Origin of the sequence: Paracoccus everestensis, from assembly GCF_021491915.1 — a bacterium.
Taxonomy (GTDB): domain Bacteria; phylum Pseudomonadota; class Alphaproteobacteria; order Rhodobacterales; family Rhodobacteraceae; genus Paracoccus; species Paracoccus everestensis.
The window spans coordinates 2047910-2074418 of the sequence record NZ_CP090836.1 but is presented as its reverse complement, the minus strand read 5'-3'; the positions used below and the strand labels follow the sequence as shown (position 1 = coordinate 2074418).

33 protein-coding genes are annotated in these 26509 nt (G+C 66.0%); 26 read left to right on the top strand and 7 right to left on the bottom strand.

Features of this window, described 5'->3' with window-relative positions; all coding sequences use genetic code 11:
* The first annotated feature begins 116 nt into the window (after positions 1–116).
* From LZ585_RS10230 to cysE, 19 genes are all read left to right on the top strand, one after another.
* Positions 117–527 carry a permease gene (locus tag LZ585_RS10230; protein WP_234853474.1) on the top strand — a complete coding sequence of 137 codons (411 nt, stop codon included), beginning with the start codon at positions 117–119 and terminating at the stop codon, positions 525–527.
* Entirely contained in the window at positions 478–1818 is a 1341-nt protein-coding gene (locus LZ585_RS10225; RefSeq protein WP_234853473.1) for a DNA-packaging protein, read from the top strand. Before LZ585_RS10230 ends, LZ585_RS10225 begins: the two co-directional genes overlap by 50 nt.
* Before the next feature lie 102 nt (positions 1819–1920).
* Positions 1921–3105: a phage portal protein gene (locus LZ585_RS10220; protein WP_234853472.1), complete on the top strand. Its 1185-nt coding sequence runs from the start codon at positions 1921–1923 to the stop codon at positions 3103–3105.
* 4 nt (positions 3106–3109) lie between these two features.
* Entirely contained in the window at positions 3110–3343 is a 234-nt protein-coding gene (locus LZ585_RS10215; RefSeq protein ID WP_234853471.1) for a GTA head formation protein, RCAP_rcc01685 family, read from the top strand.
* 3 nt (positions 3344–3346) lie between these two features.
* A complete protein-coding gene (locus tag LZ585_RS10210) occupies positions 3347–3874 on the top strand; it encodes an HK97 family phage prohead protease (protein WP_234853470.1) in 528 nt (175 codons plus the stop codon).
* Between the two features lie 115 nt (positions 3875–3989).
* The gene (locus LZ585_RS10205) at positions 3990–5153 is read left to right on the top strand and encodes a phage major capsid protein (protein ID WP_234853469.1); all 1164 of its coding nucleotides are present in this window, start codon (positions 3990–3992) and stop codon (positions 5151–5153) included.
* 190 nt (positions 5154–5343) lie between these two features.
* Positions 5344–5961, top strand: coding sequence for a head-tail connector protein (locus LZ585_RS10200; RefSeq protein ID WP_234853468.1), 618 nt, complete (start codon positions 5344–5346; stop codon positions 5959–5961).
* The gene (locus LZ585_RS10195; protein ID WP_234853467.1) at positions 5958–6296 is read left to right on the top strand and encodes a head-tail adaptor protein; all 339 of its coding nucleotides are present in this window, start codon (positions 5958–5960) and stop codon (positions 6294–6296) included. Before LZ585_RS10200 ends, LZ585_RS10195 begins: the two co-directional genes overlap by 4 nt.
* Entirely contained in the window at positions 6293–6712 is a 420-nt protein-coding gene (locus LZ585_RS10190; RefSeq protein ID WP_234853466.1) for a DUF3168 domain-containing protein, read from the top strand. Before LZ585_RS10195 ends, LZ585_RS10190 begins: the two co-directional genes overlap by 4 nt.
* Positions 6713–6724: 12 nt before the next feature.
* Positions 6725–7138, top strand: a complete 414-nt coding sequence (locus LZ585_RS10185; RefSeq protein ID WP_234853465.1) for a phage major tail protein, TP901-1 family — start codon at positions 6725–6727, stop codon at positions 7136–7138.
* A complete protein-coding gene (locus tag LZ585_RS10180; protein ID WP_234853464.1) occupies positions 7138–7452 on the top strand; it encodes a gene transfer agent family protein in 315 nt (104 codons plus the stop codon). The genes LZ585_RS10185 and LZ585_RS10180 overlap by 1 nt, the downstream gene beginning before the upstream one ends.
* Positions 7449–7652, top strand: a complete 204-nt coding sequence (locus LZ585_RS10175; RefSeq protein ID WP_167621751.1) for a rcc01693 family protein — start codon at positions 7449–7451, stop codon at positions 7650–7652. The genes LZ585_RS10180 and LZ585_RS10175 overlap by 4 nt, the downstream gene beginning before the upstream one ends.
* A gap of 12 nt (positions 7653–7664) precedes the next feature.
* Positions 7665–8321: a phage tail tape measure protein gene (locus LZ585_RS10170; protein ID WP_234853463.1), complete on the top strand. Its 657-nt coding sequence runs from the start codon at positions 7665–7667 to the stop codon at positions 8319–8321.
* Between the two features lie 12 nt (positions 8322–8333).
* Positions 8334–8966 carry a DUF2460 domain-containing protein gene (locus tag LZ585_RS10165; RefSeq protein ID WP_234853462.1) on the top strand — a complete coding sequence of 211 codons (633 nt, stop codon included), beginning with the start codon at positions 8334–8336 and terminating at the stop codon, positions 8964–8966.
* Entirely contained in the window at positions 8963–9799 is an 837-nt protein-coding gene (locus tag LZ585_RS10160) for a DUF2163 domain-containing protein (protein WP_234853461.1), read from the top strand. Before LZ585_RS10165 ends, LZ585_RS10160 begins: the two co-directional genes overlap by 4 nt.
* Positions 9792–10217, top strand: a complete 426-nt coding sequence (locus tag LZ585_RS10155) for a C40 family peptidase (protein WP_390625117.1) — start codon at positions 9792–9794, stop codon at positions 10215–10217. Before LZ585_RS10160 ends, LZ585_RS10155 begins: the two co-directional genes overlap by 8 nt.
* Before the next feature lie 22 nt (positions 10218–10239).
* The gene (locus LZ585_RS10150) at positions 10240–14124 is read left to right on the top strand and encodes a baseplate multidomain protein megatron (RefSeq protein ID WP_234853459.1); all 3885 of its coding nucleotides are present in this window, start codon (positions 10240–10242) and stop codon (positions 14122–14124) included.
* Positions 14114–14824, top strand: a complete 711-nt coding sequence (locus LZ585_RS10145; RefSeq protein WP_234853458.1) for a DUF2793 domain-containing protein — start codon at positions 14114–14116, stop codon at positions 14822–14824. Before LZ585_RS10150 ends, LZ585_RS10145 begins: the two co-directional genes overlap by 11 nt.
* 66 nt (positions 14825–14890) lie before the next feature.
* A complete protein-coding gene (cysE, locus tag LZ585_RS10140; RefSeq protein WP_234853457.1) occupies positions 14891–15721 on the top strand; it encodes a serine O-acetyltransferase in 831 nt (276 codons plus the stop codon).
* Here the strand turns inward: cysE and LZ585_RS10135 are convergent.
* Positions 15712–16776, bottom strand: coding sequence for a quinone-dependent dihydroorotate dehydrogenase (locus LZ585_RS10135; protein ID WP_234853456.1), 1065 nt, complete (start codon positions 16774–16776; stop codon positions 15712–15714). The genes cysE and LZ585_RS10135 overlap by 10 nt on opposite strands.
* Positions 16773–17108: a DUF952 domain-containing protein gene (locus LZ585_RS10130; RefSeq protein WP_234853455.1), complete on the bottom strand. Its 336-nt coding sequence runs from the start codon at positions 17106–17108 to the stop codon at positions 16773–16775. The genes LZ585_RS10135 and LZ585_RS10130 overlap by 4 nt, the downstream gene beginning before the upstream one ends.
* 121 nt (positions 17109–17229) lie before the next feature.
* Between LZ585_RS10130 and LZ585_RS10125 the strand changes: the two genes are divergently transcribed.
* Positions 17230–18831, top strand: a complete 1602-nt coding sequence (locus LZ585_RS10125) for a bifunctional metallophosphatase/5'-nucleotidase (RefSeq protein ID WP_234853454.1) — start codon at positions 17230–17232, stop codon at positions 18829–18831.
* A gap of 39 nt (positions 18832–18870) precedes the next feature.
* On the opposite strand, the gene LZ585_RS10120 is transcribed toward LZ585_RS10125, so the two are convergent.
* The 3 genes from LZ585_RS10120 to hisB all read right to left on the bottom strand — a co-directional run bounded on the left by LZ585_RS10120 (position 18871) and on the right by hisB (position 21369).
* The gene (locus LZ585_RS10120; RefSeq protein ID WP_234853453.1) at positions 18871–20016 is read right to left on the bottom strand and encodes a Hint domain-containing protein; all 1146 of its coding nucleotides are present in this window, start codon (positions 20014–20016) and stop codon (positions 18871–18873) included.
* A gap of 136 nt (positions 20017–20152) precedes the next feature.
* The gene (gene hisH / locus LZ585_RS10115) at positions 20153–20782 is read right to left on the bottom strand and encodes an imidazole glycerol phosphate synthase subunit HisH (protein WP_234853452.1); all 630 of its coding nucleotides are present in this window, start codon (positions 20780–20782) and stop codon (positions 20153–20155) included.
* Positions 20782–21369, bottom strand: a complete 588-nt coding sequence (gene hisB / locus LZ585_RS10110; RefSeq protein ID WP_234853451.1) for an imidazoleglycerol-phosphate dehydratase HisB — start codon at positions 21367–21369, stop codon at positions 20782–20784. Before hisB ends, hisH begins: the two co-directional genes overlap by 1 nt.
* A 117-nt stretch (positions 21370–21486) precedes the next feature.
* On the opposite strand from hisB, the gene LZ585_RS10105 reads away from it, so the two are divergent.
* From LZ585_RS10105 to LZ585_RS10095, 3 genes are read left to right on the top strand one after another with little or no spacing between them, the layout of a single operon-like run.
* Positions 21487–21972, top strand: coding sequence for a hypothetical protein (locus tag LZ585_RS10105; RefSeq protein ID WP_234853450.1), 486 nt, complete (start codon positions 21487–21489; stop codon positions 21970–21972).
* Positions 21972–22334, top strand: a complete 363-nt coding sequence (locus LZ585_RS10100; RefSeq protein WP_234853449.1) for a cell division protein ZapA — start codon at positions 21972–21974, stop codon at positions 22332–22334. Before LZ585_RS10105 ends, LZ585_RS10100 begins: the two co-directional genes overlap by 1 nt.
* A 36-nt stretch (positions 22335–22370) precedes the next feature.
* A complete protein-coding gene (locus tag LZ585_RS10095) occupies positions 22371–22697 on the top strand; it encodes a hypothetical protein (RefSeq protein WP_234853448.1) in 327 nt (108 codons plus the stop codon).
* Here the strand turns inward: LZ585_RS10095 and LZ585_RS10090 are convergent.
* Positions 22675–23448: an alpha/beta fold hydrolase gene (locus LZ585_RS10090; protein ID WP_234853447.1), complete on the bottom strand. Its 774-nt coding sequence runs from the start codon at positions 23446–23448 to the stop codon at positions 22675–22677. The genes LZ585_RS10095 and LZ585_RS10090 overlap by 23 nt on opposite strands.
* Before the next feature lie 54 nt (positions 23449–23502).
* Here LZ585_RS10090 and LZ585_RS10085 point away from each other — a divergent pair, with 54 nt between their 5' ends.
* Together LZ585_RS10085 and LZ585_RS10080 are read left to right on the top strand one after the other, a co-directional pair.
* Positions 23503–23901 carry a hypothetical protein gene (locus LZ585_RS10085; RefSeq protein WP_234853446.1) on the top strand — a complete coding sequence of 133 codons (399 nt, stop codon included), beginning with the start codon at positions 23503–23505 and terminating at the stop codon, positions 23899–23901.
* Positions 23902–23998: 97 nt separating this feature from the next.
* A complete protein-coding gene (locus LZ585_RS10080; protein ID WP_234853445.1) occupies positions 23999–25183 on the top strand; it encodes an MFS transporter in 1185 nt (394 codons plus the stop codon).
* Here LZ585_RS10080 and LZ585_RS10075 read toward each other — a convergent pair.
* Positions 25104–25850, bottom strand: a complete 747-nt coding sequence (locus tag LZ585_RS10075) for a DUF599 domain-containing protein (protein WP_234853444.1) — start codon at positions 25848–25850, stop codon at positions 25104–25106. The genes LZ585_RS10080 and LZ585_RS10075 overlap by 80 nt on opposite strands.
* A 180-nt stretch (positions 25851–26030) precedes the next feature.
* Between LZ585_RS10075 and LZ585_RS10070 the strand changes: the two genes are divergently transcribed.
* Positions 26031–26483, top strand: a complete 453-nt coding sequence (locus LZ585_RS10070; protein WP_234853443.1) for an Hsp20 family protein — start codon at positions 26031–26033, stop codon at positions 26481–26483.
* Positions 26484–26509 lie beyond the last annotated feature (26 nt).

Below are 26509 nucleotides of genomic sequence, written 5' to 3'. Positions count from 1 at the left end.
GAACATTTCCATGCTGGGAGAAATGGGCAAGCGGCCGGGGGGCACCCCTTGGGCCGCTTTTTCGTTTTTCGGCTCGTGCGGACAGGACACGAGGCGGGACAGTTTGCATGAACGATATGGAATGGCGCGGGGTTTCTGACCTCGAAGGACCGTTCGTGTCCGGGGTCAACCCGGTCCGGGCGGACGTGAAGCCGGTTGCGAGTGCGGAGGCTGCGATGGACCCCAGCGAGGCCATTGCCGTCGCCGAGGGTTTGTTCTGGTCCTATGTCAAGGATTTGAAACGACACGAGGCCGCGTTGGAGGCCCGGCAAAGTGGGGCCGTCGATCCCGCCGAGTTGAAGGACGCCATGCAGACCGCAAAGGTCGTCCGCGAAGCGGTCGGCCTTTTGATGGTGGAAAGGAACAGGGTTGACAAGTTACGCAAGGATATCGCCGGCGGGGTCGGGGGCGGAAGCCTTGACCTTGACGCGGCACGAGATGAAATCGGGCGCCGCCTGGCTTGCCTCCGCCGCGCCGGAGGACGTTGACGCTTTCCTGGGCGGGCTTTCGGAAAACGCGCTGATGGCATTGCCCTGGCTGTTCGAGTTCTGGGCCTTGCCCCACCAGTTGCCCCCCGAGGGCGACTGGAAGACCTGGGTCATCATGGGCGGGCGCGGTGCGGGCAAGACCCGCGCCGGGTCCGAATGGGTGCGGCGGATGGTCGAGGGACCGAGCGCCGCCGCACCCGGGCGCTGTCATCGCGTGGCCCTGGTCGGGGAAACCTTTGACCAGGTGCGCGAGGTGATGGTGTTCGGGGAAAGCGGGATCCTCGCCTGCTCTCCTCCCGACCGGCGTCCCGTCTGGGAGGCCGGGCGCAAGCGGCTGGTCTGGGTCAACGGCGCGACGGCCACGGTTTATTCCGCGCACGAGCCCGAGGCCTTGCGCGGGCCGCAGTTCGACGCGGCCTGGGCGGACGAGCTGGCCAAGTGGAAGAAGTCCGAGGATGTCTGGGATATGCTGCAATTCGCGCTGCGCCTGGGGGACAATCCGCAGCAGGTGGTCACGACCACGCCGCGCAACGTGGGTGTGCTGAAGCGGATCCTGGGTAACGCGTCCACGGTCACGACCCATGCGCCCACGGATGCGAACCGCGCTTATCTGGCGGAAAGCTTCCTGGCCGAGGTGGCGCAGCGTTATGGCGGCACCCGGCTGGGGCGGCAGGAACTGGATGGCGTGCTGCTGGACGATGTCGAGGGCGCATTGTGGACGACGGCCATGCTGGAAGGTTGCCGGGTGGACCGGGCGCCCAGGCTGTCGCGCGTTGTCGTGGCGGTCGATCCTGCCGTCACGGCGGGCAAGGCCAGCGACGAATGCGGGATCGTGGTCGCGGGCGTCGTGGCCGAGGGCGAGCCGGGCGACTGGCGGACCTATGTGCTGGAGGACGCCACGATCAGGGGCGGGCCGTTGGACTGGGCCCGTGCCGCGATTGCCGCGATGGACCGGCATGGGGCGGAACGCCTGGTGGCCGAGGTGAACCAGGGCGGCGACCTGGTGGAAAGCGTGATCCGGCAGGTGGATCCCTTGGTGCCTTTCCGGGCCTTGCGGGCCGGTCGCGGCAAGGGATTGCGGGCCGAGCCTGTGGCCGCGCTGTACGAGCAGGGGCGGGTCAAGCACCTGCGCGGGCTTGGCGCGCTGGAGGACCAGATGTGCCAGATGACGGTGCGCGGCTTCGAGGGGCGCGGGTCGCCGGACCGGCTGGATGCGCTGGTCTGGGCGATCCACGAACTGGTGATCGAGCCGGGATCAAGCTGGCGGCGGCCGCAGATGCGGCGGTTGTAGCAAAAGCCGGGGGCGCTTCGCCCCCCGGACCCCCAGAGGATATTTGGACCAGGATGAAAGGGCTGCCGTTTGGCGGCCCTTTTTCGTGGCATGGAGGCAGAGATGGCGTTTCGAATGTTTTCGCGGGAGGAAAAGCAGGCCCCCGCGCCGGAAAGAAAGGCCAGTGCGACGGGCCGAGTGGTGGCGCTGGCCAGCGGCGCGGGCCGTGCGGTCTGGTCGGCGCGCGATACGGCCAGCCTGACGCGCGGCGGGTTCGTGGGCAATCCCGTGGGCTTTCGCTGCGTGAAGCTGATCGCCGAGGCAGGGGCTGCCGTGCCGCTGGTCTGCGAGGATCGCGACCGGCGGTATGACGTGCATCCCGTGCTGGATCTGTTGCGTCGCCCCAATCCGGGCCAAGGCCGGGCAGAACTGTTCGAGGCGTTGTTCGGGCAGATGCTGTTGTCGGGCAACGGCTATGTCGAGGCGGCTGGCCTGGGCGCCCAGGGGCTGCCCGAGGAACTGCATGTGCTGCGGTCGGACCGGATGAGCATCGTTCCAGGGGCGGACGGATGGCCCGTCGCCTATGAATATGCGGTGGGCGGGCGCAAGCATCGGTTCGACATGACCGGCAGTCCCGATCCGATCTGCCACGTCAAGTCCTTCCATCCGCAGGACGACCATTACGGTCTGTCCCCCATGCAGGCGGCGGCGGTGGCGCTGGATGTCCACAACAGCGCATCGGCCTGGTCCAAGGCACTGCTGGACAACGCGGCGCGGCCTTCGGGGGCCATTGTCTATAAGGGCATCGACGGCCAGGGGGTTCTGTCGCCCGAACAATACGACCGCCTGGTGGGCGAGATCGAGATGAACCACCAGGGCGCGCGCAATGCGGGGCGTCCGATGCTGCTGGAAGGGGGACTTGACTGGAAGCCGATGGGGTTCAGCCCCAGCGACATGGAGTTCCACGAGACGAAGCTGTCGGCGGCGCGAGAGATCGCGCTGGCATTCGGCGTGCCGCCCATGTTGCTGGGGATCCCCGGTGACGCGACCTATGCCAACTATGCCGAGGCGCATCGGGCCTTTTACCGGCTGACGGTGCTGCCGTTGGCTACGCGGGTCGCGGCATCGGTCGCCTGGTGGCTGTCCGAGCATTTGGGCGCCGAGTTCGAGTTGCGCCCGGATCCCGACCGCATCCCGGCCTTGGCCGAGGAGCGGGACCAGCAATGGGCCAGGATCGGGGCCGCGACCTTTCTGACGGATGCGGAAAAGCGGGCGCTGCTGGGTCTGCCGCCGCTGGCCGGAGCGTGATCGGATGGAAGGGTCGCGCTTTGTGAAGGACAGCTTTGGCTGGCACGACCAGCGGTTCGAAGCTCAGGAACGGATCATGGCGCTGCAATTCGGCGGCATGGAGAAGCGGCTGGAGCGGATCGAGGCGCTGATCGAGGGGCTGGAGCGTCGGTTGTGGATGACCGTCTATGGCGTCGTCGCGGTGATCCTGACGCAGGCCGTGCAGGGCATTATCGAATTTGCGCCCAAAGGAGGCTGACAAATGGTTCCGGGACTTGAGGTGAAATTTGCGGGCGGTGCGCCCGTCCTGACCGACGGGCAGGTGATCGAGGGCTATGCCAGTCTTTTCGGGATGACAGACCAAGGGGGCGACGCGGTGGCGCCGGGGGCCTTTGGCGCATCCCTCGCGCGGCTGGCGGCCAAGGGCGACAAGGTGCGGATGCTGTGGCAGCACGACCCGGCAAAGCCCATCGGCGTCTGGGACGAGATCCGCGAGGACGAGAAGGGATTGTGGGTCAAGGGACGGTTGCTGCCCGAGGTGACCCAGGCTCGGGAAGCCGCGGCCCTGATCCAGGCGGGCGCCATCGACGGCCTGTCCATCGGCTATCGCACGATCCGGGCGGAACGGGACAAGCAGGGCCGCCGGGTGCTGGCCGAGGTCGAGTTGTGGGAAGTGTCGCTGGTCACGTTCCCGATGCTGCCCGAGGCCAAGGTGGGCCGCAAGGACGCGGACGACCTGCGCGAGGTGGCAGCGCTCTTTGTGGCGGCGGCTGAGGCCTTGCGGGTTTGAAATTGGCGGTGCGTGCGAGCGCGCACCCTACGGATTTGGGTCGCCTTGGCGACCCGAAGGCAGGGGCGGCCAAGGAGCTGCGGCATCCCCGATCATCGTGATGAGGAGACAGACCATGACCGAGGTGAAAGCCGCGGACGGTGGCGGCACGGCCGCCGACCTGAAGGGGGCCATGATGGGGTTCGTCAGCGAACTCAGGGGCTTTCGTGACGACATTCAAAAGAAATTCACTGCACAGGACGAACGCATGACCATGCTTGATCGCAAGACCGCCCTTCGTGGCCGCACCCCGCTGTCCACTGCCGCCGAAGTCGAGGTGCCCCATCAGAAGGCGTTCAACGCCTATCTGCGCAGCGGCGACGACGACGGCCTGCGTGGCTTGGTCATCGAGGAAAAGGGCCTGACCGTCGCCAGCGACGGCGGTTTCCTGGCGGCGCCCCAGGTGGCCGAGACTGTGCAGAACGTGCTGCGGTCCGGCGCGTCCCTGCGCAAGCTGGCCAATGTCGTGACCATCGAATCCGCCAGCTATGAAGTGCTGGTCGAGAAGGGCGAGATGGGCGCAGGCTGGGCAGACGAGGACATGGCGGCCGAGACCGCGCCGGGCGGCATCGAGCGTATCTCGATCCCGCTGCACGAGTTGTCGGCCATGCCAAAGGCCAGCCAGCGCCTGCTGGACGATGGTGCCTTCGACGTTGAGGCCTGGCTAGCCGAGCGCATCGCCGACAAGTTCGCCCGGTCCGAGGCTGCAGCCTTTGTCGCGGGCGACGGTATGTCGAAGCCGCGTGGCATCCTGAGCTATCCGACCGCGCCCAATTCCACGGCGGGCGACGGCACCATCGGCGTCGTCGAAACAGGCACCATGGGCGGGTTCGATACGGCCGCCCCGGCGGATGCGCTGATCAACCTGATCTATGCCCTTGGTGCCGAATACCGGGTCAATGCCAGCTTCGTCATGAACTCCAAAACCGCTGCCGCCATCCGCAAGATGAAGGATGCCGATGGCCGGTTCCTGTGGACAGACGCCCTGGCGGCGGGCCAGACCCCGCAACTGTTGGGCTATCCGGTGCTGATCAGCGAGGATATGCCCGACATCGGCACTGAAGCGATCGCCGTGGCATTCGGCGATTTCCGCGCCGCCTATACCATCGTCGAGCGTCCCGATCTGCGCGTGTTGCGCGATCCGTTCAGCGCCAAGCCCCATGTGTTGTTCTATGCGACCAAGCGTGTGGGTGGCGGCGTGACCGATTCCCGCGCCGTCAAGCTGTTGCAGTTCGCCTGATCCCCGATCGCGGGACCAGGTGAGGGAAAGACCGCGCACCGGTCGCTGGCCATGCCGGTTTGCAACTGTCCGCGCGCGCTGATGGCCGGCGCGCGGGCGCGGTCTTTCCCGACGTGATGCAACGGCGAGGCCCCGGGTGGGCCTTGCCCGGTGGAAATACAAGCGGACAGCAAGACGGGAGGTTCGCGAGATGATGCTGATCGAGGAAACGGCGCCTGCAGCCGAGGCGCTGCCTGTCGCGGCGCTGCGCGAGCATTTGCGGCTTGGAACAGGCTTCGAGATTGCGGACGATACGGCCGAGGACATGGCCCTGGCAGGGTTCCTGCGCGCGGCGATCGCAACGATCGAGGCGCGCACGGGCAAGGTGCTGCTGACCCGGCGCTTTCGGATGCAACTGGACGACTGGCGCGACCGGCTGGGCCAGACCTTGCCCCTGGCGCCGGTGGTCGCAGTCGAGAAGATCGAGATCGACGACGGCATGGGCACCGTGACCGAGGTTCCGGCCGAGAACTGGCGGCTGCTGCCGCATGGACAGCGGCCGATGATCCTGCCCACGGGGGTGATCCTGCCCCATGTGCCGCGCCGCGGGATGGTCAGCGTGCCCTTTATGGCGGGGTTCGGAGATGCTTGGTCCCTGGTTCCCGCCGACCTGGCGCAGGCGGTGATCATGCTGGCGGCGCGTTACTACGAGGATCGCAGTCATGACGGCACGAAGGGCGCCATGCCATTCGGCGTCAGCGCCCTGATCGAACGCTGGCGCCAGGTCCGCACGCTGGGCGGGCGAGGCAGCCGTGAGGTGCGGCGATGAGCGTGCCGACACTGAATGTCCGGCTGGAGCTGGAAGGGTCGGCCCGGCAGGGCGACGGGATGGGCGGCTATCGTATCGTCTGGCAGCGGATCGGGTCGCTGTGGCCCGAGATGAAGGCTGGCACCGGGCGGGAACGCGGGGCCGAGGTCGGTCCCGAAAGCGTCGTGTCCTGGCGGATCACCGTGCGGGGGGCCAAGGTTGGCGATCCCCGGCGCCCGGCGGCGGGCCAGCGGCTGCGGATGGGGCAGCGTCTGTTTGCCATCGAGGCCGTGGCCGAGCGTGACAGCGCCGGGCAGTGGCTGACCTGTTTTGCACGCGAGGAGGACCAGGCATGAGCTTTGCGGCAAGCGTCGCCCTGCAAGGGGCAGTTTATCAATGCCTTCGCGGGGATGCGGCACTGCATGATCTGGTGGGCGATGCGATCTTCGATGCAATGCCCGTCGAGGCGCCCGCGGGCGTCTTCGTGTCCCTTGGACCCGAGGATGTCCGGGACGCCGGCGACATGACGGCGGCGGCGTCCCAGCACGATTTCGTCGTCTCGGTTCTGTCTGGCGCTGATCAAGGCGCGGGCTTTGCGTCGGTCAAGGCGGCGGCAGTGGCCGTGGCAGACGCCCTTGACCAGGCGCAACTGGCACTGAGCCGGGGGCGGTTGACCGCATTGTGGTTCCAACGTGCCAGGGCGCGGCGGATTGAAAACGGCGCAGCGCGGCGGGTCGATCTGACCTTTCGCGCGCGCATTGACCTGGGCTGAGGAGTAGGGGCCATGGCGGCACAGAATGGACGCGATCTTCTGATCAAGATGGACATGACCGGGAACGGGGCCTTCGAGACGATAGCCGGGCTGCGTGCGTCCCGCCTGTCGTTCAATGCCGAGACGATCGATGTGACCAGCCTTGAAAGCCAAGGCGGCTGGCGCGAATTGCTGGGCGGGGCAGGCGTGCGCAGCGCGTCCATTTCCGGCTCGGGGGTGTTTCGCGATGCCAATACCGACGGGCGGGCGCGGCAGATCTTCTTTGACGCAGAAGTGCCCCGGTTCCAAGTGGTGATCCCGGATTTCGGCACCGTTGAAGGGCCGTTCCAGATTACCGCCTTGGAGTATGCAGGCAGCTATAATGGCGAGGCGACCTATGAGGTGACGATGGCCTCGGCCGGTGCGCTGACCTTCATGGCGCTGTGATGGCAAACCCGATGCGCGGAGAGGTCGAGGTAGTGCTGGACGGCACTGCCCATGTCGCACGGCTGACGCTGGGGGCCTTGGCGGAACTGGAACACGATCTGGGCGCCGACAGCCTGATGGCGATTGCCGAGCGTTTCGAAGCGGGCCGTTTCAGCAGCCGCGACGTGCTGGCGGTGCTGGTCGCGGGCCTGCGTGGCGGCGGCTGGCGCGGCACGACCGCCGATCTGCTGAGCGTCGAAATCGGGGGCGGGCCGGTTGCAGCAGGCCGGGCCGCCGCCGAGCTTCTGGCGCGGGCATTTCGGATCGCCGCATGAGCGGGGGCCTGGACTGGCCGGGCCTGATGCGGGCCGGGATGCGCGGCCTGGGCCTGCGCCCGGATCAGTTCTGGGCGCTGACGCCCGCCGAATTGGCGCTGATGCTGGGGGTCGAGGCGGGGCCACCCGCCATGACGCGGGACAGGCTGGCCGAACTGGCCGCGCGCTTTCCCGACAGGCCGCGCGATACATCTGGATAAGGGGCAAGGCTTATGGCCAACAAGGATGGTTTCAGCACGACGCTGGACGACCTGGATCAGGGGTTCGGCCAAACCAGCCGCATGACCGCCGCCTTCGAGGCGGAACTGGACCGGCTGCGGCAATCGATGACCGTCACCGCGCGCGAGGTGGGATCGTTGAGTTCAGGGATCGAGGGCGGATTGCGGCGCGCATTCGACGGGCTGGTCTTTGACGGCGACAAGCTGTCGGAATCGCTGAAGGGTATCGGTCGGTCGATTGCTGACACGGTGTTTTCCATGGCCATGAAGCCGGTCGAGAACGCCTTGGCAGGATCGCTGGCCCAGGGGATCGGCGGGATGCTGTCGGGGGCCTTGCCTTTTGCCAATGGCGGTGCCTTTGTCCAGGGGCGGGTGATGCCCTTTGCCAAGGGCGGCGTCGTCAGCCAGCCCACGCATTTCCCGATGCGCGGAGCAACCGGCCTTATGGGCGAGGCCGGTCCCGAGGCGATCATGCCGTTGCGCCGGGGGGCGGATGGCAGGCTGGGGGTGGCGTCTGCCGGGGGCGGATCGCGTCCGATGAACGTCACGGTGAATGTCACCACGCCCGATGTCGCGGGCTTCCAACGCAGCCAGTCGCAGATCGCCGCCCAACTGGGCCGCGTTCTGGCGCGCGGCGAACGCAACAGCTGAAGCAGGGCGGACATGGCATTTCACGAGGTAAGATTTCCGGCGAACCTGTCCTTCGGTTCCATTGGCGGTCCAGAACGCCGGACCGAGATCGTGGCGCTTGCCAGCGGTTTCGAGGAACGCAACACTCCATGGGCGCACGCCCGCCGCCGTTACGACGCGGGCATGGGACTGCGGTCGCTCGACGACCTGTCGGCCCTGGTTGCGTTTTTCGAGGCGCGGGCGGGCCAACTGCACGGGTTCCGCTGGAAGGACTGGTCGGATTACAAAAGCTGCCTGCCGTCGCGCGCACCGGCCTTTGACGACCAGGTGATCGGGCAGGGCGACGGCGTGACGCGGGTCTTTCAACTGGCGAAAACCTATGCGTCGGGGCCGGGCCGCTATGCCCGGCCGATCGACAAGCCGGTCAAGGACACCGTTCGCGCGGGTGTTGGCGGAAACGAGGTCTTTCCGGGCATCCATTACGGGGTCGATCATGCCAAGGGACTGATCACCTTCAGCGACGCGCCCGAGCCGGGGGCCGAGGTCACGGCGGGCTTCGAATTCGACGTGCCCGTGCGGTTCGATACCGACCGGATCGCAGTGTCGGTCGCGTCCTTCCAGGCGGGCGAGATGCCTGCCATCCCGGTGATCGAGGTGCGGGTATGACGGCCACGACAATCGCGCGCGCCTGGATGGTGCGGCGGGCGGACGGGATGGTGCTGGGGTTCACCGACCATGATGCGGTCCTGACCTTTGAGGGCGTCCGGTTCCGCCCCGACCACGGTATGTCCGCCCGCGCCTTGGTTCAGGCAACAGGGCTTTCGGTCGACAACTCCGAGGCCGAAGGGGCGCTGTCCGACGACGCCATCACGGAAAAGGATGTGCTTGCAGGCCGTTGGGATGGGGCCGAAGTCAGGATGTGGGAGGCGGACTGGACAAACCTGGCGGCCCGGCGGCTGGTCTTTGCCGGCAGTTTGGGGGAAATCGCCCGGTCCCAGGGGGCTTTCCGCGCGGAACTGCGAGGGTTGTCGGAGCCGTTGAACGCCGCGCGGGGCCGGGTGTTCCATCCCCGCTGTTCCGCCCGCCTGGGGGATGGCCAATGCAAGCTGGCCTTGGGCGGAGAGACCTTTGCCGCCCAGGCGACTATTGCTGCCATCGAGGACGGGCGCATCCTGCGGTTCGCGGGCTTTCCGGCCTATGAGGCGGGATGGTTCGAGAGGGGCAGCCTGCTGGTCCTGTCCGGCGAAGCCGAGGGGCTGACCGCCACCGTCAAGAACGACGACGCATTGCCGAATGGCGGTCGCAAGATCGAGTTGTGGCAGGGTCTTGGGATCGCGCCCCTTGTCGGGGATCGGATCCGGCTTGTTGCAGGATGCGACAAGCGCGCCGCGACCTGCCGGGACAAGTTCAACAACTTCATCAACTTTCGCGGCTTTCCTCATCTTCCGTCGGAAGACTGGATCATGGCGCCGCAAGCGGGATCGCGCCGTGGTGGATGATGTCGTGGCCGTGGCCAGGGCGTGGATCGGCACGCCTTATCAGCATCAGGCCAGTGTCAAGGGCGTGGCCTGTGACTGCCTGGGATTGATCCGGGGCGTCTGGCGCGAGTGCCATGGCACCGAGCCGGAGGCGCCTCCGCCCTATACCCCTGACTGGGGCGAAGGCGGCGGTCACGAGGTTCTGATGGAAGCCGCGCTGCGCCATCTGGTGCCTGTCTGCCGCCACCAGGCGATGCAGGCAGGCGAGGTGCTGTTATTCCGAATGCGGGCAGGGGCGGTAGCCAAGCATCTGGGCATCCTGTCTGACGCCGGCGAGGCGCCGCGCTTCATCCATGCCTATAACGCGCATGGCGTCATCGACAGTCCGTTGACGACGCCTTGGCAGAACCGGATTGCTGCCCGGTTCCGCTTTCCCTGATTTCAAGTCTTAGGAGGCCATCATGGCGACCATCGTGCTGTCCGCCGTAGGGGCGTCGATTGGCGGAAGCTTCGGCGGCGCGGTTCTGGGCCTGTCGGGTGCCGTGATCGGCCGCGCGGTCGGTGCGACGGTGGGCCGCGTCATCGACCAGCGGCTGTTGGGCAGCGGGTCCAAGGCCGTGGAAACCGGACGCATCGACCGCCTGCGCCTGCAGACCGCGGGCGAGGGCGCGCCGATCCCGCGCATCTGGGGCCAGATGCGCCTGCCGGGGCACGTGATATGGGCTTCTCCGCTTGATGAAATCGCGCGGTCCGAGGATGCGGGAGGAGGCAAGGGCACGCCCCGGTCCACGGTTACGCAGATCAGCTATCGCCTGTCCGTCGCTCTTGCGCTGTGCGAAGGGCGGATCCTGGGCGTAGGCCGCGTCTGGGCAGATGGCGAGGAAATCTCGGCCGATGACTTGAACATGAGGGTCTATAACGGAGACGAGGACCAGCGTCCCGATCCCGCCATTGCGGCGCATGAAGCGGATCTGGCGCCTGCCTATCGCGGTCTGGCCTATGTCCTGCTGGAGGACCTGAACCTGGAGGCCTGGGGCAACCGGATGCCCCAGCTGAGCTTCGAGGTGACCTCGCCCGCGCAGGACGGCAGCGGTCTGTGCCGCGACGTGCGCGCGGTCGCGCTGATCCCCGGTACGGGCGAATATTCACTTGCGACCACGCCGGTCAACCAGGATCTGGGCCTGGGGGAGTTGCGGTCCACGAATGTGAACACGCCGATGGGAGGAACGGATTTCACCGCCTCGATGAACATTCTGGGGCGCGAGTTGCCGAATGTCGGGTCGGTGTCGCTGGTCGTGTCCTGGTTCGGCAGCGACCTGCGGATCGACCGCTGCACGGTTCAGCCCAAGGTCGAGCAGAACGAGATCGATGGCGCCGAAATGCCCTGGACGGTTGCGGGCATCGGCCGAGAGGCCGCGGTCCAGGTCGCGCGGGTGAACGACCGGCCGATCTATGGCGGGACGCCTGCGGATGGGGCGGTCGTTGAAGGGCTGCGGGCCATTGCACAATCAGGGCGCAAGGCGGTGTTTTATCCGTTCATCCTGATGGAGCAGTTGGCGGGCAATGGGCTGGCTGATCCTTATGGTACGGGCGAGCAGCCGGTCATGCCCTGGCGCGGCAGGATCACGACCTCGGTCGCGCCGGGGCGGGCTGGGTCTGTTGACGGCACCGCTGCGGCCAACGCCCAGGTCGATGCGTTCTTTGGCGCCGCTGCGGCCGAGGATTTCCGCCGGGAGGGGGACACGGTATCTTATCACGGGCCTGACGAATGGTCCTATCGCCGGTTCATCCTGCATTATGCCCATCTATGCGCAGCGGCAGGCGGGATCGACGCCTTCCTGATCGGGTCGGAAATGATCGGCATGACCCAGATTCGCGGCGCGGGGAACAGCTATCCCGCAGTCCAGCAGTTGTGCCGCTTGGCCCAGGATGTTCGCGCGATTCTGGGGCCGTTCGTCAAGATCGGCTATGCCGCCGACTGGTCGGAGTATTTCGGCCACCATCCGGGCGGCGGCGAATTGTTCTTTCACCTGGACCCGCTGTGGGCGCATCCGGACATCGACTTTGTCGGCATTGACAACTATATGCCGCTGTCAGATTGGCGAGACGCCGAAGATCACCTGGATGCCCATTGGGGCCGGATCGGCAACCCCGCCTATCTGGAAGCCAATGTTTGTGGTGGCGAGGGGTACGACTGGTATTATGCCAGCGACGCCGACCGCGACGCTCAACGGCGGACGCCGATCACGGACGGCGCTTATGACGAGGCGTGGGTCTGGCGATACAAGGATCTGGCAGGCTGGTGGCAGAACCTGCATTACGACCGCCCGAACGGGGTGCGCTCGCGGCAGGCGACAGGTTGGGTGCCGGGATCGAAGCCGATCTGGTTCACAGAATACGGCTGCGCGGCCCTGGACAAGGCCACGAACCAGCCGAACAAGTTCCTGGACGCCATGAGTTCGGAAAGCACGCTGCCGCATTATTCCAGCGGTCAGCGCGACGATGCGATCCAGGCCGCCTATGTCCAGGCCGTCACGTCCTATTGGTCTAGGCCCGCTAACAATCCCGCCAAGGCGGGGGGTGGGCGCATGGTGGTCCTGGACCGGGCGCATGTGTGGTGCTGGGACGCGCGGCCCTTTCCGGCCTTTCCGGGACGGCCTGACCTGTGGTCCGATGGTCCTGCCTGGCAACGTGGCCATTGGCTGAACGGCCGGGCCGGGTCGGTGATGCTGGCATCCGTCATCGCCGACATCTGCCGCGAGGCCGGAGTGGCAAATTTCGATGTCAGCGCCGTCACGGGTGTGGTGCGCGGTTTCCACGTCAACGGTGGGGAATCGTCACGCGCTGCCTTGCAACCCATCCTGCTGGCCCATGGCATCGACGCCGTGGAACGCGACGGCTGCCTGCGCTTTGTCCCCCGCGACGGGCTGTTCAAGCGCACCCTGGGGCGCGAGCATCTGGCGGTTGGCAACGAGGTTCAGGGCTTCGAAACCCTACGTCTTGCCCAGGCGGAACTGTCCGGGCGGCTGCGCCTGTCCCATGTCGAGGCCGGGGGCGACTATGCCACGGCCACGGCCGAGGCCAGCCTGGCCGATGCCCAGGGAAACACGGCCAGCGACAGCGAATTTCCGATGTCCCTGATACGTGCCGAGGGCCGCGCCATTGCCGAACGTTGGCTGGCGGAATCGGTGGTGTCGCGGGATACCGCCCGCTTTGCCCTGCCCCCGTCGCTTGGCGATCTGGGTCCGGGCGACGTGATCCGCATGGATGACGGACGTGCCGAACCCAAACGCTGGAGAATCGACCGCGTCGAACGCGCGGGTGCTGTGACGGTTGATGCCGTCAGGGTCGAACCGGGCGTCTATCGTCAGGCGGCCACGAACGAGGATGACGGCTTTGTCGGGCGCTATAATCCGCCATTGCCGGTCTGGTCCCTGTTTCTGGACCTGCCGCTGCTGAAGGGTGACGAACAGCCGCACGCGCCTTATCTGGCCGCCACGGCAAAGCCTTGGCCCGGGTCGGTAGTCGCCTATTCTTCGATCGAGGAGACGGGCGGGTTCGAACTGAACACCACGCTGCTGCGGCGCGCCTTTGTCGGCCGAACCGAAACGCCGCTGCACCGCGCGCGGCCCGGGGTGATCGACCGCGGTGCGCCCCTGCGCATCCGGTTGAAGGATGCGTCACTCCGGTCGGTGGGGCTGAAGGCGCTTTTGGCGGGCGGGAATGCCTTGGCAATCGGGGACGGGTCGTTGGAAAACTGGGAGGTTATCCAGTTTTCCAAGGCCGTTCCCGTGGACAAGGATCTGTGGGAGATCGGCGACAGGCTGCGCGGTCAGGCCGGGACCGACGGCATCATGCCTGAGGTCTGGCCCAAGGGCAGCGTCGTGGTGTTGCTGGACGGCGCGGCGCAACAGGTGGCGCTGCCGCCTTCGGCCAGGGGGCAGGAACGGTTCTGGCGCATCGGCCCGGCGCGGCGGGCCTTTGACGATCCCAGCTATCGGGCGCTGACGACCCAGGCGCGGGGGATCGGGCTGCGGCCCTATGCCCCCTGCCATCTGCGTGCCCAAGGCCGCGCCTTAAGCTGGATTCGCCGCAGCCGTGTCGAGGGCGACGGCTGGGATGGCGCAGAGATCCCCTTGGGCGAGGTTCGCGAGCGCTACCGCGTCCGCATCCTGCGGGATGGCGTCGTCCTGCACGAAGCGGATGTCAGTGTCCCCGAATACACTGTGCCAGAACAGGTCTGGAACGATGCGGCCAGCGGCGGCGCCTTTGTCGCCGCCGTTGCCCAGTTGTCCGACCAGTTCGGCCCCGGCCCCTTTGTCAGGAGGATTTTCAATGGCCAATGAAACCATGCGGCTTCAACTGCCGCTGCTGCAACCGGCCCAGGCCCAGAAGCACGTCACGGTGAACGAGGCGTTGATGCGTCTGGATGGCCTGACCAATGCCGTGCTGGAAAGCGCATCGGTCGCCGTGCCGCCCGAGGCGGTGATCGACGGACAATCCTGGGGTGTTCCTTCGGGGGCGTCTGGCGCCTGGGCAGGCCAGGGCGGACGGATCGCGGTTGGTGCGAACGGCGGCTGGGTCTTCGTGGTGCCGTCGCGCGGGATGCGTGCCTTTGTGGCCGATCGCGGGGTCGAGGCCGTCTTTGATGGGCACGGCTGGTTCATGGGCGCCATGACGTTTGGCGCCAGGGGATCGGGGCTTGCCTTCGGAATGGCCGAGGGAGACGTGACCGTGGGCACCGGCGCATCCTTTGATACCGGCATCGCGATTCCGGCCGGTGCAATGGTGATCGGGGCTGTCGCCCGGGTCACGCAGGCCCTGACTGGGGGGCTGGCGACCTGGCGGCTGGGCACGGCGGATTCGAACAACCGCTTTGGTCAGGGACTGGGCAAGGGCGCGGGTTCATGGGCGCGCGGGATGCTGGGTGCCCCGATGACCTATTACAACAGCGCGACGCTGCTGATGACCGGTGAAGGGGGTGGATTCACGGGCGGAAAGGTCAGGCTAGCGGTTCACTGGATGGAACTGCGGCTGCCAGATTGATGCCCGTCCTTTTCCCTGCCGCCTGTTCGCGCTAAGAAGGGCCGAAGACTGGCCTGGACCTGTGACATGAACATGCAAAGCAGCACCAAGAAGAACCTGGGCCTGGATCGCGATGCGATCTGGGCGCAGCTGCGGGACGAGGCGCGTTCGGCGGTCCGCGATGAACCCTTGCTGGGGGCGCTGATCCATGCAGGGTTGCTGCATCACAACAGCCTGGAAGCGGCCTTGGCCTATCGCTTCTCGCTCAAGCTGGCCAGCGGCGAGATGAGTGAGCAGATCCTGCGAGAGATCGCGGACCAGGCGTATCGCACCTCGCCCGGACTGGGGGACGCCGCGCGGGCTGACCTGATGGCGGTTTATGACCGCGACCCGGCGACGCACCGATTGTTGCAGCCGATCCTGTTCTTCAAGGGGTTTCAGGCACTGCAAGCCTATCGCATGGCGCATTGGCTGTGGCAGATGGGGCGCTGCGACATGGCCTATTTCGTGCAGATGCGCTGTTCGGAATGTTTCGGCGTGGATATTCATCCGGCGGCACGGATCGGCACCGGCGTGATGATCGACCACGCCCATTCCATTGTCATCGGCGAGACGGCCACGGTCGGCAACGACGTGTCAATGCTGCATTCCGTGACACTGGGCGGCACCGGCAAGGAAGACGGCGACCGTCACCCAAAGATCGGCGACGGGGTGATGATCGGGGCGGGCGCCAAGGTTCTGGGCAATATCCATGTGGGGCACCATTCGCGCATCGCCGCGGGTTCGGTGGTCCTGCACGATGTGCCGTCCTGCAAGACGGTTGCCGGCGTTCCCGCTCGCGTGATCGGGGATGCGGGATGTCCCGAGCCGTCGCACAGCATGAACCAGCTGCTGGGGCTTGGTGAGGACTATCTTTGAGACCACTCGGCGGCGCCGCTGCCGCGCAGGCTTTTCAGAGTGACGTTCTGGTCGTGCAATCTGGCATCCAAGGCTTTCGCCATCTGGGTCACCAGGGAAAAACCCTGATAGATCAAGGCTGAATAGATCTGCACGGCACTGGCACCCGCGCGGATCTTTTCCCATGCATCCTCGACTGACGAAATGCCCCCTACACCGATGATCGGTATGGCGCCGTCCGTCGCGCGATACAACTTTGCCAGAACCGCGGTCGAGCGTTCGAACAACGGACGCCCTGACAGCCCGCCCGCCTGTTTGGCATGGGGGCTTGCCAGACCGTCGCGTGACAGGGTGGTGTTCGTTGCGATGATACCATCGACGGCGCAGTCCAGGGCCACGGTGGCGATGTCGTCGATTTCCCCTTCCGTCAGGTCGGGGGCGATCTTCAGAAAGACCGGGCGGCGCGTTGGCAGGCTGTCCCTGGCCCAAAGCACACCGCGAAGCAGCGCGGTCAGCGCCTCTGCGCCCTGAAGATCGCGCAGCCGTTCCGTATTGGGCGAGGAAACGTTGACCGTCAGGAAATCCGCCGACGCGCCTGCGATATCCACCGCCGCCGCGAAATCGGCCGCACGATCCGCGCTGTCCTTGTTGGCCCCGATGTTCAGGCCGACAGGAATGCCTTGGGGACGCGCGGCCATGCGGGATGCGATGGCCAGGGCGCCGTCGTTGTTGAAGCCGAAGCGGTTGATGATGGCCCGGTCCCCGGTCAGGCGAAACAGGCGCGGCTTTGGGTTGCCCGGTTGCGGGCGGGGCGTGGCGGCACCCAGTTCGATAAAGCCGAAGCCTGCGCCCATCAGGGGGGCAACAACCCTGGCGTTCTTGTCGTATCCGGCAGCCAGTCCAATGGGGTTTGGCAAATCCAACCCCGCCAGCGTGACCCGCAGACGGTCGGATGTGAAAGGCGATCCGGGCAGGGGAGCCAATCCGGCCGACAGCGCGCGGATGGACAGATCGTGCGCGCGTTCCGGGTCTATCCGGTGCAGCGCGGCAAGGCCCAGTTTCTCGACTACATTCATTCCAGCGGTCCCGTTTCGTGGCCGTTGTCGCCGCGCCGGATGACACGCGACCACGCGATGTCCCCCAAGGCTAGGGGGCGGTAAAGATGGGGAAATAAATCGCCGCCACGCGACGGCTCGCACCGCAGATCTTCGCCAAGCCCCGTCGGATCGCAGGCCAGCAGGATCAGATCCCCCTCTGCCGCGAAATGCTTGGACAGCGTGACGCCAAGCTGCGCCGCCGTCGAGAAATGCACGTATCCGTCTGCCAGATCGACTGGCGCACCCTTTGAGATGCCCGCAGTTTGCAAATGGGCCCATTCCGAGGGGCGGAAAATCTTGTAGATCATCATGGCCGCATTTGCCGCCGGACCATGCCCCGGGTCAAGCGACAGCCTTCGCCCATTTGACCCTTTCGCCATGCTGGGCCAATCTTCCTTTCGATCCGACCCACCGGGAAGAAAGGAATCACCCATGGCATTTCGCCTTCTGACCGCCGCTTCGGCTGCGGCGCTTTTCGCAGGCGCCGCCCAGGCAGATACGGTTTTGCATATCCTGCACACCAACGATCTGCACAGCCGGATCGAGGCGATCAACGAATTCGACAGCACGTGCGACGCGGAAACTACGGCCGCTGGAGAGTGTTTCGGTGGCGTTGCCCGGGTGGCAGCCAAGGTCAAGGAACTGCGCGATAAAATTACCGCCGAAGGCGGCAATGTGATCGTGCTGGACGCGGGCGACCAGTATCAGGGGTCGCTGTTCTACATGACCTACAAGGGCAAGGATGTTGCCGAATTCATGACCGCCATCGGCTATGATGCGATGGCCGTGGGCAATCACGAATTTGATGACGGCCCCGAAGGGCTGGCGATCTTGGCGGACGGGGTCGAGTTTCCGGTCCTGTCCGGGAACCTGGACCTGTCGCAATCCAACGTGCTGAACGGCAAGGTCGAGAATGCCGTGACCCTTGATGTTGGAGGCGAAAAGATCGGCATCGTTTCCGCCTTGGCGATGGACACGCCCGAAACGGCATCGCCTGGCCCGAACGTGATTTTCCAGGACGATATCGACAGCCTCAAGGCCGATGTGCAGGAACTGACCGATCAGGGGGTGAACAAGATCATCGCCCTGACCCATGTCGGCTATCTGCGCGACCAGGATTTCGCCAAGGAGGTTCCCGGCCTGGATGCGATCGTCGGCGGGCATTCCCACACCTTGCTGGGCGACATGGAAGGCGCCGAGGGGCCGTATCCCACAATGGTCGCCGGACCTGACGGCACAGAGGTTCCCATTGCAACCGCCTATGCCTATTCCAAATACCTGGGCCACCTGACGCTGACCTTTGATGACAACGGCACCCTGACCAAGGCCGAGGGACAGCCGGTCCTGCTAGACAATTCTGTCCCCGAAGACGAAGCCATCGCGGCGCGCGTCAAGGAAATGGCCGCCCCCATCGAGGAATTGCGCCAGAAGGTCGTGGCCGAAACCGCAGCCCCCATCGACGGCGACCGGTCCAGTTGCCGGGCGAAGGAATGCGAGATGGGCAACCTGGTCACCGATTCGATGCTGGAGCGGGTGAAGAACCAGGGCATCACCATTGCCATCGCCAATGGCGGAGGATTGCGCGCCTCGATTGACCAGGGGCCGGTCACGATGGGAGAGGTTTATACCGTTCTGCCGTTCCAGAACACGCTGGCGACCTTTCAGCTGAAAGGGGCGGATGTGGTGACGGCCTTGGAAAACGGTGCCAGCCAATATGAGGAAAGCGCAGGACGCTTCTCGCAGGTGGCGGGGCTGAAATACACCGTCGATCCGGCGGCGGAACCCGGCAGCCGGATCAGCGACGTGATGGTGATGGCGGAAGGCGACTGGAAGCCCATCGACCCCGCCGCGACCTATGGGGTCGTGTCCAACAACTATATGCGGTCAGGCGGCGACGGTTACGATGTATTCGAGACGAAGGCGCAAAACGCCTATGACTTTGGCCCTGATCTGGCCGAGGTGGTCGCCGGCTATCTGGGCGCGCAGGACGGAGCCTATAAGCCCGCGCTTGAAGGGCGCATTACCGTCAAATGAACCACGTGACGCCCCTGGCTTGGCCGGGGGCATCCGCCGTCACAGCGATTCGACCAGGTTCCGCCGCCCCAGGTTGCGCCGCTGGCGGTCGGCCAACTGCCGCGCCTCGCGCCCTGTCAGCAGGCGCCGGGCGGGCTGCGGGGCAAGACCTGCGGCCAGGTCGGGGAACAGGGCAAAAATCTCTCTGCGCGCGGCCTCGCTGACAGAATTCAGCGCCTGCGGGCCGGTGAACAGGCTTTCGGACCAGGCGCCGTCCGACATCACGATTTCATGCCGGTCGAACAGCAGGTGAAAATAGGTGATGCCGCCGGCAGGCACTGTCACCTCGATCCCCGGCAACCCGATCAGATGCCGGGCGGCGACCAGAATCTCTCCGTCCTTGAACAACCGGTGGGCGATACGGGATCGGACCAGAACCCGATGTTGGGGCGAGACGACCAGATCCCGGCTCGGGCTGCCTGCGCCAAGGGCGCCCGCGCGGATCAGGATGGGCCGCAGATTTGGCCGCTCCCCTAACCCTTGCGCCGTGACGTGCGAACCGCCCTGCCAGCGCAGGGGCTGTGGCCCCCGGTCCCGCGTCAGGACCAGATCGCCGGGACGCAGCGTTTCCACCGGGCAGGGGCCAGAAACCGTGTCAATCATCGTTCCCATCCCAAAGCAGGTTACAGCAGGGGGATAGGCGACCGCATCAGCCGCCCGCCCGAGAGGCTGCACAGCCTGGGCGGTGTAGGACTTGGCCAGGCTGAAGGTTGGATATGTGCCGTCGGCGCGTGCCAGGGGCATCAGCAAGACCGAATATCGCCCCCCCAGTTCAGTGCCGATGGAACCCGGAATCAGCTTGCGGGGAAACAATGCCCTGAACTGGTCAAAACTGCCGTCGGTATTGGCCGTGGTGCTCTTGATGATGGTAGAGGTGTGAAACGATAACGGCGTTCCGGCCGGGACGGGCTGCGCGTCGTTGCCAAAGGTCACCGCCGCTGTCAGCGTTTGTCCGGTCGTATCTGGGGCATAGCGTCCGCTCTGGAAGCTGCCGTCGTCGTCACTGATGGTGATCGTCGACAGCGTCGCGCCCGGCATCGTGATTGTTTTGTTCAGCAGGTTCGACCAGGGGGCTGGTTCGTTCACGGTCTCCGGGTTCGTTGTGATGCGTTGACTGACGGTCAGCACCGTGAACTGATAATCCATACGCCCATCGCCCTGGTTTGAGGACGGCCCGGCTGACCGGACCCTGGACGGCCGGAAATACAGCCGTCCGCAGAGGCATATCGGCCGATGGTTAACGAAGTGTTAACATCGGTTTAGCGACGGACAAGGACGCTGCTCAGGGCTTCCAGGTCAGGAAATTCGCGATCAGCCGCAGCCCGACTGCCTGGGATTTTTCGGGATGGAACTGGGTGCCCACGATATTGTCGCGCCCCACGACCGCCGTCACCGGCCCGCCGTAATCCACATGGGCCAGCAGATGCGCCGGATCGGAAACCTGGAACTGCCAGCTGTGGACGAAATAGGCGTGATCGCCCGTGGCGATTCCCTCCAGCACCGGATGCGGGCGGTCGATCACCAGATCGTTCCAGCCCATATGAGGCACCTTCAGGCCGGGGGCGGCGATGGCGCCGATCTCTCCGCCGATCCAGTCCAAGCCGGGGGTTTCGCGGTATTCGTGGCCGGTGGTGGCCAGCATCTGCATCCCCACGCAGATGCCCATGAAGGGCACGCCGCGGCCCAGAACGGCCTCGCGCAGCGCCTCGGCCATGCCGTCCACCTCGCCCAAGGCGGTGCGGCAGGCGGGAAAGGCGCCGTCGCCCGGCAGCACGATCCGGTCGGCCATGGCCGCCACTTGCGGGTCCGCCGTCACGACGATCTCGGCCTCGGCGTCGCGGCCCATCAGCTGGAACGCCTTTTCCGCCGAATGCAGGTTGCCGCTGTCATAGTCGATCAGCGCGACCCGCATCACAGCGCCCCCTTGGTGGACGGCAGCACGCCCGCCATGCGCGGATCAGGTTCCACCGCCTCGCGCAGGGCACGGGCCACGGCCTTGAAGGCAGCCTCGGCGATGTGGTGGCTGTTGATGCCATGGATACGGTCCACATGCAGCGTCATGCCGCCATGCGTGGACAGCGCCTGAAAGAACTCGCGCACCAACTGGGTGTCGAAGCCGCCGATCTTCTCGGTCGGGAAATCGACGTTCCACACCAGGAAGGGGCGGGCGGACAGATCCAGGGCCGCGCGCACCAGCGAATCGTCCATTGCCAGCAGGAAGCTGCCGTAACGGCGGATGCCCTTCTTGTCGCCAAGTGCGCGGGTCAGGGCCTGGCCGATGGCGATGCCCGTATCCTCGACCGTGTGGTGGTCGTCCACGTGCAGATCGCCCTTGGCGCGGATGGTCAGGTCGATCAGCGAATGGCGCGACAACTGGTCCAGCATATGATCGAAAAAGCCCACCCCTGTCTGGTTGTCGTAAACGCCGGTCCCGTCCAGGTTCAGCGCGACCTCGATCTGCGTCTCGGCGGTGGTGCGGGTGATAGTGGCTTCGCGCATGGAATATCCTTTCGTCGCCCGTCTTATAGGGTGCTGCGGCAGGCGCGCCAAGCGGGCAGGCTTGTCATGGGCCGGACGCAATGCCACAACCAAGGTGACGCTTTGAAAGGACCGCCGATGAGCGATATCTCTGTCAGCGAACGCCGCCTGAGTGCCGCACTGGACCGCATCGACCAGTTCCTCGATCGCGGCGGGGTAGTTCATGCAGTGCCCGGCGCGGATCTTCGGGCCGAACTCGAGGCGGCCCATGCCCGGATCGAGGCGCTGACGGACCGGCTGGAACAGCAGGACATGGCCGAACAGGCCGCGCGACTGGCTGCCGCCAATGACGACCTGGCTGCGGCGAACCGCGCCCTGATCCAGGCCGCGGCCGGAGAAGGGGACGTCATCGAGACCGTCACCGTCGCGCTCGAGGCCGAGATCGAGGCCCTGCGCGCCGCCCGCGCGGCCGAGGCAGCCCAGCTTGGCGCCCTGATGGCCGAGGTCGAGCGGCTGCTGGCCGAGGACGGCCCCGCGCCTGTTGCCACGCCTGAAGTTGCGGGCGATGCCGGCGGGGTTCCCGAAACCATCCAGAACAGCGACATCCCGCAGGAGGACCGGTAATGGCCGAGGTCGAGTTCACGATCGGGCACAAGGAATACCGCCTGGCCGCCCACGACGGCGAGGAACGGTTGCTGCAACGCGCCGCAGCCCTTCTGGACACCGAGGCGCAGCATATCCTGTCCCAGGCGGGCCGGACGCCCGAACCGCGCCTGCTGCTTTTAGCAGGGCTGATGCTGGCGGACCGGCTGGCGACCATGGAGGACCGCGCCGAAAAGGCCGAGCGGCACCTGAACCGCTTGCAGTCCAACCCCGTGCGCGTCGAGGTGCCGACCATTCCGTCCGACCTGAAGGAGGCGATGGCCGAACTGGCCGCACGCGCCGAATCCCTGGCTGACCGGATGGAAGAACAAGGCGGCCGTTAACCCTGCCTTAAGACAAGGCATGGCAAGAAGGATGCCATGCGTTACCTTTTCCTTCTTCTGATCCTGTGCGCCTGCGCCAGCCCTTCGCCGGGGATGCTGGACGCGGCGCGGCACGATATCCGGCTGCACAACATCGACTTTGTCGTCTTTCACAAGGACGACCGGGCCGAGGTCGTGCGGACAACCTTTATCGCCCGCCCGTCCCGTCAGGAAATCCCCGCCTTGATGGCCCGGGCCGCTGCCCAGGCCACGGGTTGCGAAGTGATTGCCTTCAGCGGCAAGACGACGGTGCCGGGGGATACCGGTGTGGCGCGGTTCGATCTGGACTGCTGGGGCGCCCTCAGCCCTCGCCCAGATAGCTGACAAGGATTTGCGCCACCGCCTCGGGCGCGTCGGCGTGAAGCCAGTGCCCTGCGCCCTTGACGCGCACGACGCGGGCCTGGGGGAAATGCTCGCGCAGGGCGGCCTGGCCTGCGTCGGTGACGTAATCCGACCGTTCGCCGGCGATCTCCAGCACCGGCCCATTGAAGGACGCCTTGGGCAGGTTCTCGGGCCAACCGACCAACTTGTCCATCTGGTCGCGCAGGACCGGCAGGTTTAGGCGCCACGCCTTTGGGTCGGATTTCAGATCCAGCGATTGCAACAGAAAGGCCCGAACGCCCGGATCGTCCACCTGCCTTGCCAGGGCGGCGTCGGCGGCGCTGCGGCGGTCGATGGATCCTAGGTCCAGCGACGCCATCGCGTCGATCAGCGCATTCTGCGAATGGGCATAGGCAACCGGTGCGATGTCCATGACCGCCAGCTTGCGCACCAGGTCGGGCCGTGTCAGCGCCAGAACCATGGACGCCTTGCCGCCCATCGAATGCCCGACCAGATCGACTCGCCCGCCCAGGTCGAAGATTGCCTGCGCCAGATCGTCCGCAAGCGCGGGATAGCCGTGGTCCGGGTCGTGAAAACTGGTGCCGTGGTTGCGCATGTCCACAATGGCGACCTGCCGCCGTTCGGCCAGGCGGCGCGCCACGGCGCCCAGGTTGCGGCCCTGCCCGAACAGGCCGTGGACCATCAGGACGGGCAGGCCCTCGGCGGGGCCGGTGATGCTGTGATTCAGTCTCATGCCGCAATCCTAGATCGTCTGGCGCCCCCGGGCCAGAGCCGCTAGACTGCGCCCATGACGCGAAATGCAACCAATGCCGATGATATCCGCGACATGGCGGACGAGGTGTCGCGCCTGATCGCCGCCCGTTTCGGCGGTGCGCGCCGGGGCGAACGTCCGCCGCTGTCGGTGATGCTGCGCCGCCGGGGCGGTGCCTTGCCGCGGCGGCTGCGCAAGAAAGCCTGGACATTGGCGCAGGCCGACCAGCTGTCCGCCCAGCCCAAGGTCGCCCGGCAACTGGACCTGCCCGGCCTGTCGCGCGCGCATCAGGCGTTGATCACGCATCTTCAGCCGCTTGGCGAACTGTCCCGCTGGCAGGGCCGCGCGATCGGCTTTGCGGCCTCGGTCGTGCTGGGACTGCTTGTTCTGGCAGCAGCCACGGTCTGGATCCTGCTTCAGCGCGGATATCTCTAGGCCTTGCATTCCATGCAATGCAGATTTGGGCACTGTCGGGGTTGCCTTTGCTGCAATGCAGCATGATGTTAGGGCAACCACCCACAGGAACGCGCGCATGACTGAACACGGTAATCTCCGCTATGCCATTCTTGCATTGGCGCTTGGCGCCTTTGCCATCGGCACCTCGGAATTCGCGGCGATGGGATTGCTGCCTTATTTCGCCGGCGATCTGGGCATAACGGAACCGCAGGCGGGCCATGTCATCAGCGCCTATGCCCTGGGCGTCGTGATCGGGGCGCCCCTGACCTCGATCATGGGGGCACGTCTGCCGCGCCGCCGTTATCTTGCCGCGCTGATGGCGTTCTATGGCCTGATGAACCTGGCCGCTGCGGTGGTGCCGGGGCTTGCCGCGCTGACTGGGATGCGGTTCCTGGCCGGTCTGCCGCATGGCGGTTTCCTGGGCGTGGCGATGCTGTATGCCGCCGATGCCCTACCGCGAGAGCATCGGGCGCGGGGGGCCGCACAGGTCATCATTGGCCTGACGGTCGCCAATATCGTGGGCGTGCCGCTGGCCGGCTGGCTGGGGCAAAGCATCGGCTGGCGATGGGGCTTTGCCCTGCCGGGCTTTATCGCGCTGTTGTCGGCATGGCTGATCCTGAAGGTCGCCCCGCGCATCGGCGGCAATCCGGACGCCCGGCCCTGGGATGAATTGCAGGCCTTGCGCAACCCGCGCGTGCTGTGGCTGCTGGCCGTGGGGGCCATCGGGTTCGGCGGGTTCTTTGCCGTTTATGCCTTCCTGACCGCTGCGATGATCGCCACGACCGACGCGCCCGCCTATGCGATCCCCCTGGCGCTGGCCGTCTTTGGCGTGGGCGGCACGCTGGGCACCCTGGTCGCGGGCCGGCTGACCGAACGGGTGGGCCAGATCCGTGCGGCCTATGTCAGCCTGGCCGCGATGGCGGCGACTCAGGGCTTTGCATCTTTTGCGGTGGGCAACTGGCCGATGATGGTGTTGTCGTCATTCCTGCTGGCGGCAGGGGCGGGCCTGGTGATTCCGTTGCAAACCCGGCTGATGGATGTCGCGGGCCGTGCCCAGAACATGGCCGCCGCAATGAACCACGCGGCCTTCAACGCCGCCAATGCGCTGGGACCGTTCCTGGCGGGGCTGGCGCTGTCGGCGGGCTGGGGCTGGGCCTCCAGCGGCTATGTGGGGATCGCGCTTACGGCTGCGGGGGCGGTGGTCCTGACAGGGGCAGTCTGGCATGATCGGGCAAGCGGGGCGGTGGCAGACTGCGCATGATCACCTGCCGCGAGGTCGAGGCGAATTCCCGCCGCCAGGTCACGAACAGCACCACGCCCGTGCCCAGCATCAGGACCCATGGCCCCGCCAGCCATCCCAGCGACCCAAGCGCGAAATAAACGCTGCGCAGCCCCGCGTTGAAGCTGCGCGCGGCGGTGATGTTCAGATCCGCCGCCTGCATCGCCCGGTCGCGCGCCATCGGATCGTCGGGATCATTGGGCACTGCGCCCATCATGATGGCGCAATATCCGAACAGCCGATGCGCCCAGACGAATTTCAGGAAGGCGTTGACGACAAAGAACATCGTCACCAGCAGCTTCAATTCCCACAGGATGCCGCCGCCTTCCAGGGCCAACCCGTCGGCCAGGGTCTGCAACTGGTCGGTATTGCCGATCAACGCCAGGATCCCGCCCGTGGCAATCATGCAGGCCGACGCGAAAAAGGCCGTGCCGTCGCGCAGGCTGGTCAGGATGTTGCCGTCAAAGATGCGCGGGTCGCGGGCAAGGAAATGCATCATCCATTCGCGCCGGAACCGCGTCATCAGGACCGAAACCGACGGCTTGCCCGCGGGGGGTCGTTCGGTGAACCAGCCGATCCCGAACCAGACGGCGAACAGCAGGACGACGGCTGACAGATCCGTCAGGGGCAGCGAAACGGGAAGGGACATCAACAAATCCATGACCCGTTCTAGCGCCGATCACAGGTTGTTGAAAAGACCGGGGCAGGGGTCTTGAACAGGCTTGGCGCTTTCTTAAATCTGCATTGCCGGCGGCCAAATTGGCGCTGGCAAGATCGCCCGCCCGGCAACCGGGGGGCAGACTCTGCATCGCTTGAAAAGGATGTGACCATGCGCAACTTTGACTTGACCCCCCTGTATCGTGCCTCGGTCGGTTTTGACCGCCTGGCAGACGTCATGGACCGTGCCCTGTCGGCCGACGTGTCCGCGCCGACCTATCCCCCCTACAACATCGAGAAGACGGGCGAGAATGCCTATCGCATCTCGATTGCGGTGGCGGGTTTTGCCGAAAACGACCTGTCTGTCGAGGTTCGGGACGGCGCCGTGATCGTCTCTGCCCGCAAGGCCGAGGAAGACGACACCCGCACCTATCTGCATCGCGGCATCGCCACCCGTGCGTTCGAACGCAAGTTCACGCTGGCCGACCATGTGCGCGTCGAGGGCGCCAGCAATGCCGACGGGATGCTGCATATCGACCTGATCCGCGAAATTCCCGAGGCGCTGAAGCCCCGCCGGATCGAGATCGCGAAAGCTGCCCCCAGGGTCGAAAAGCTGGATTCGTAAGAATCCGGTCGGCTTCCGCTCCGTGA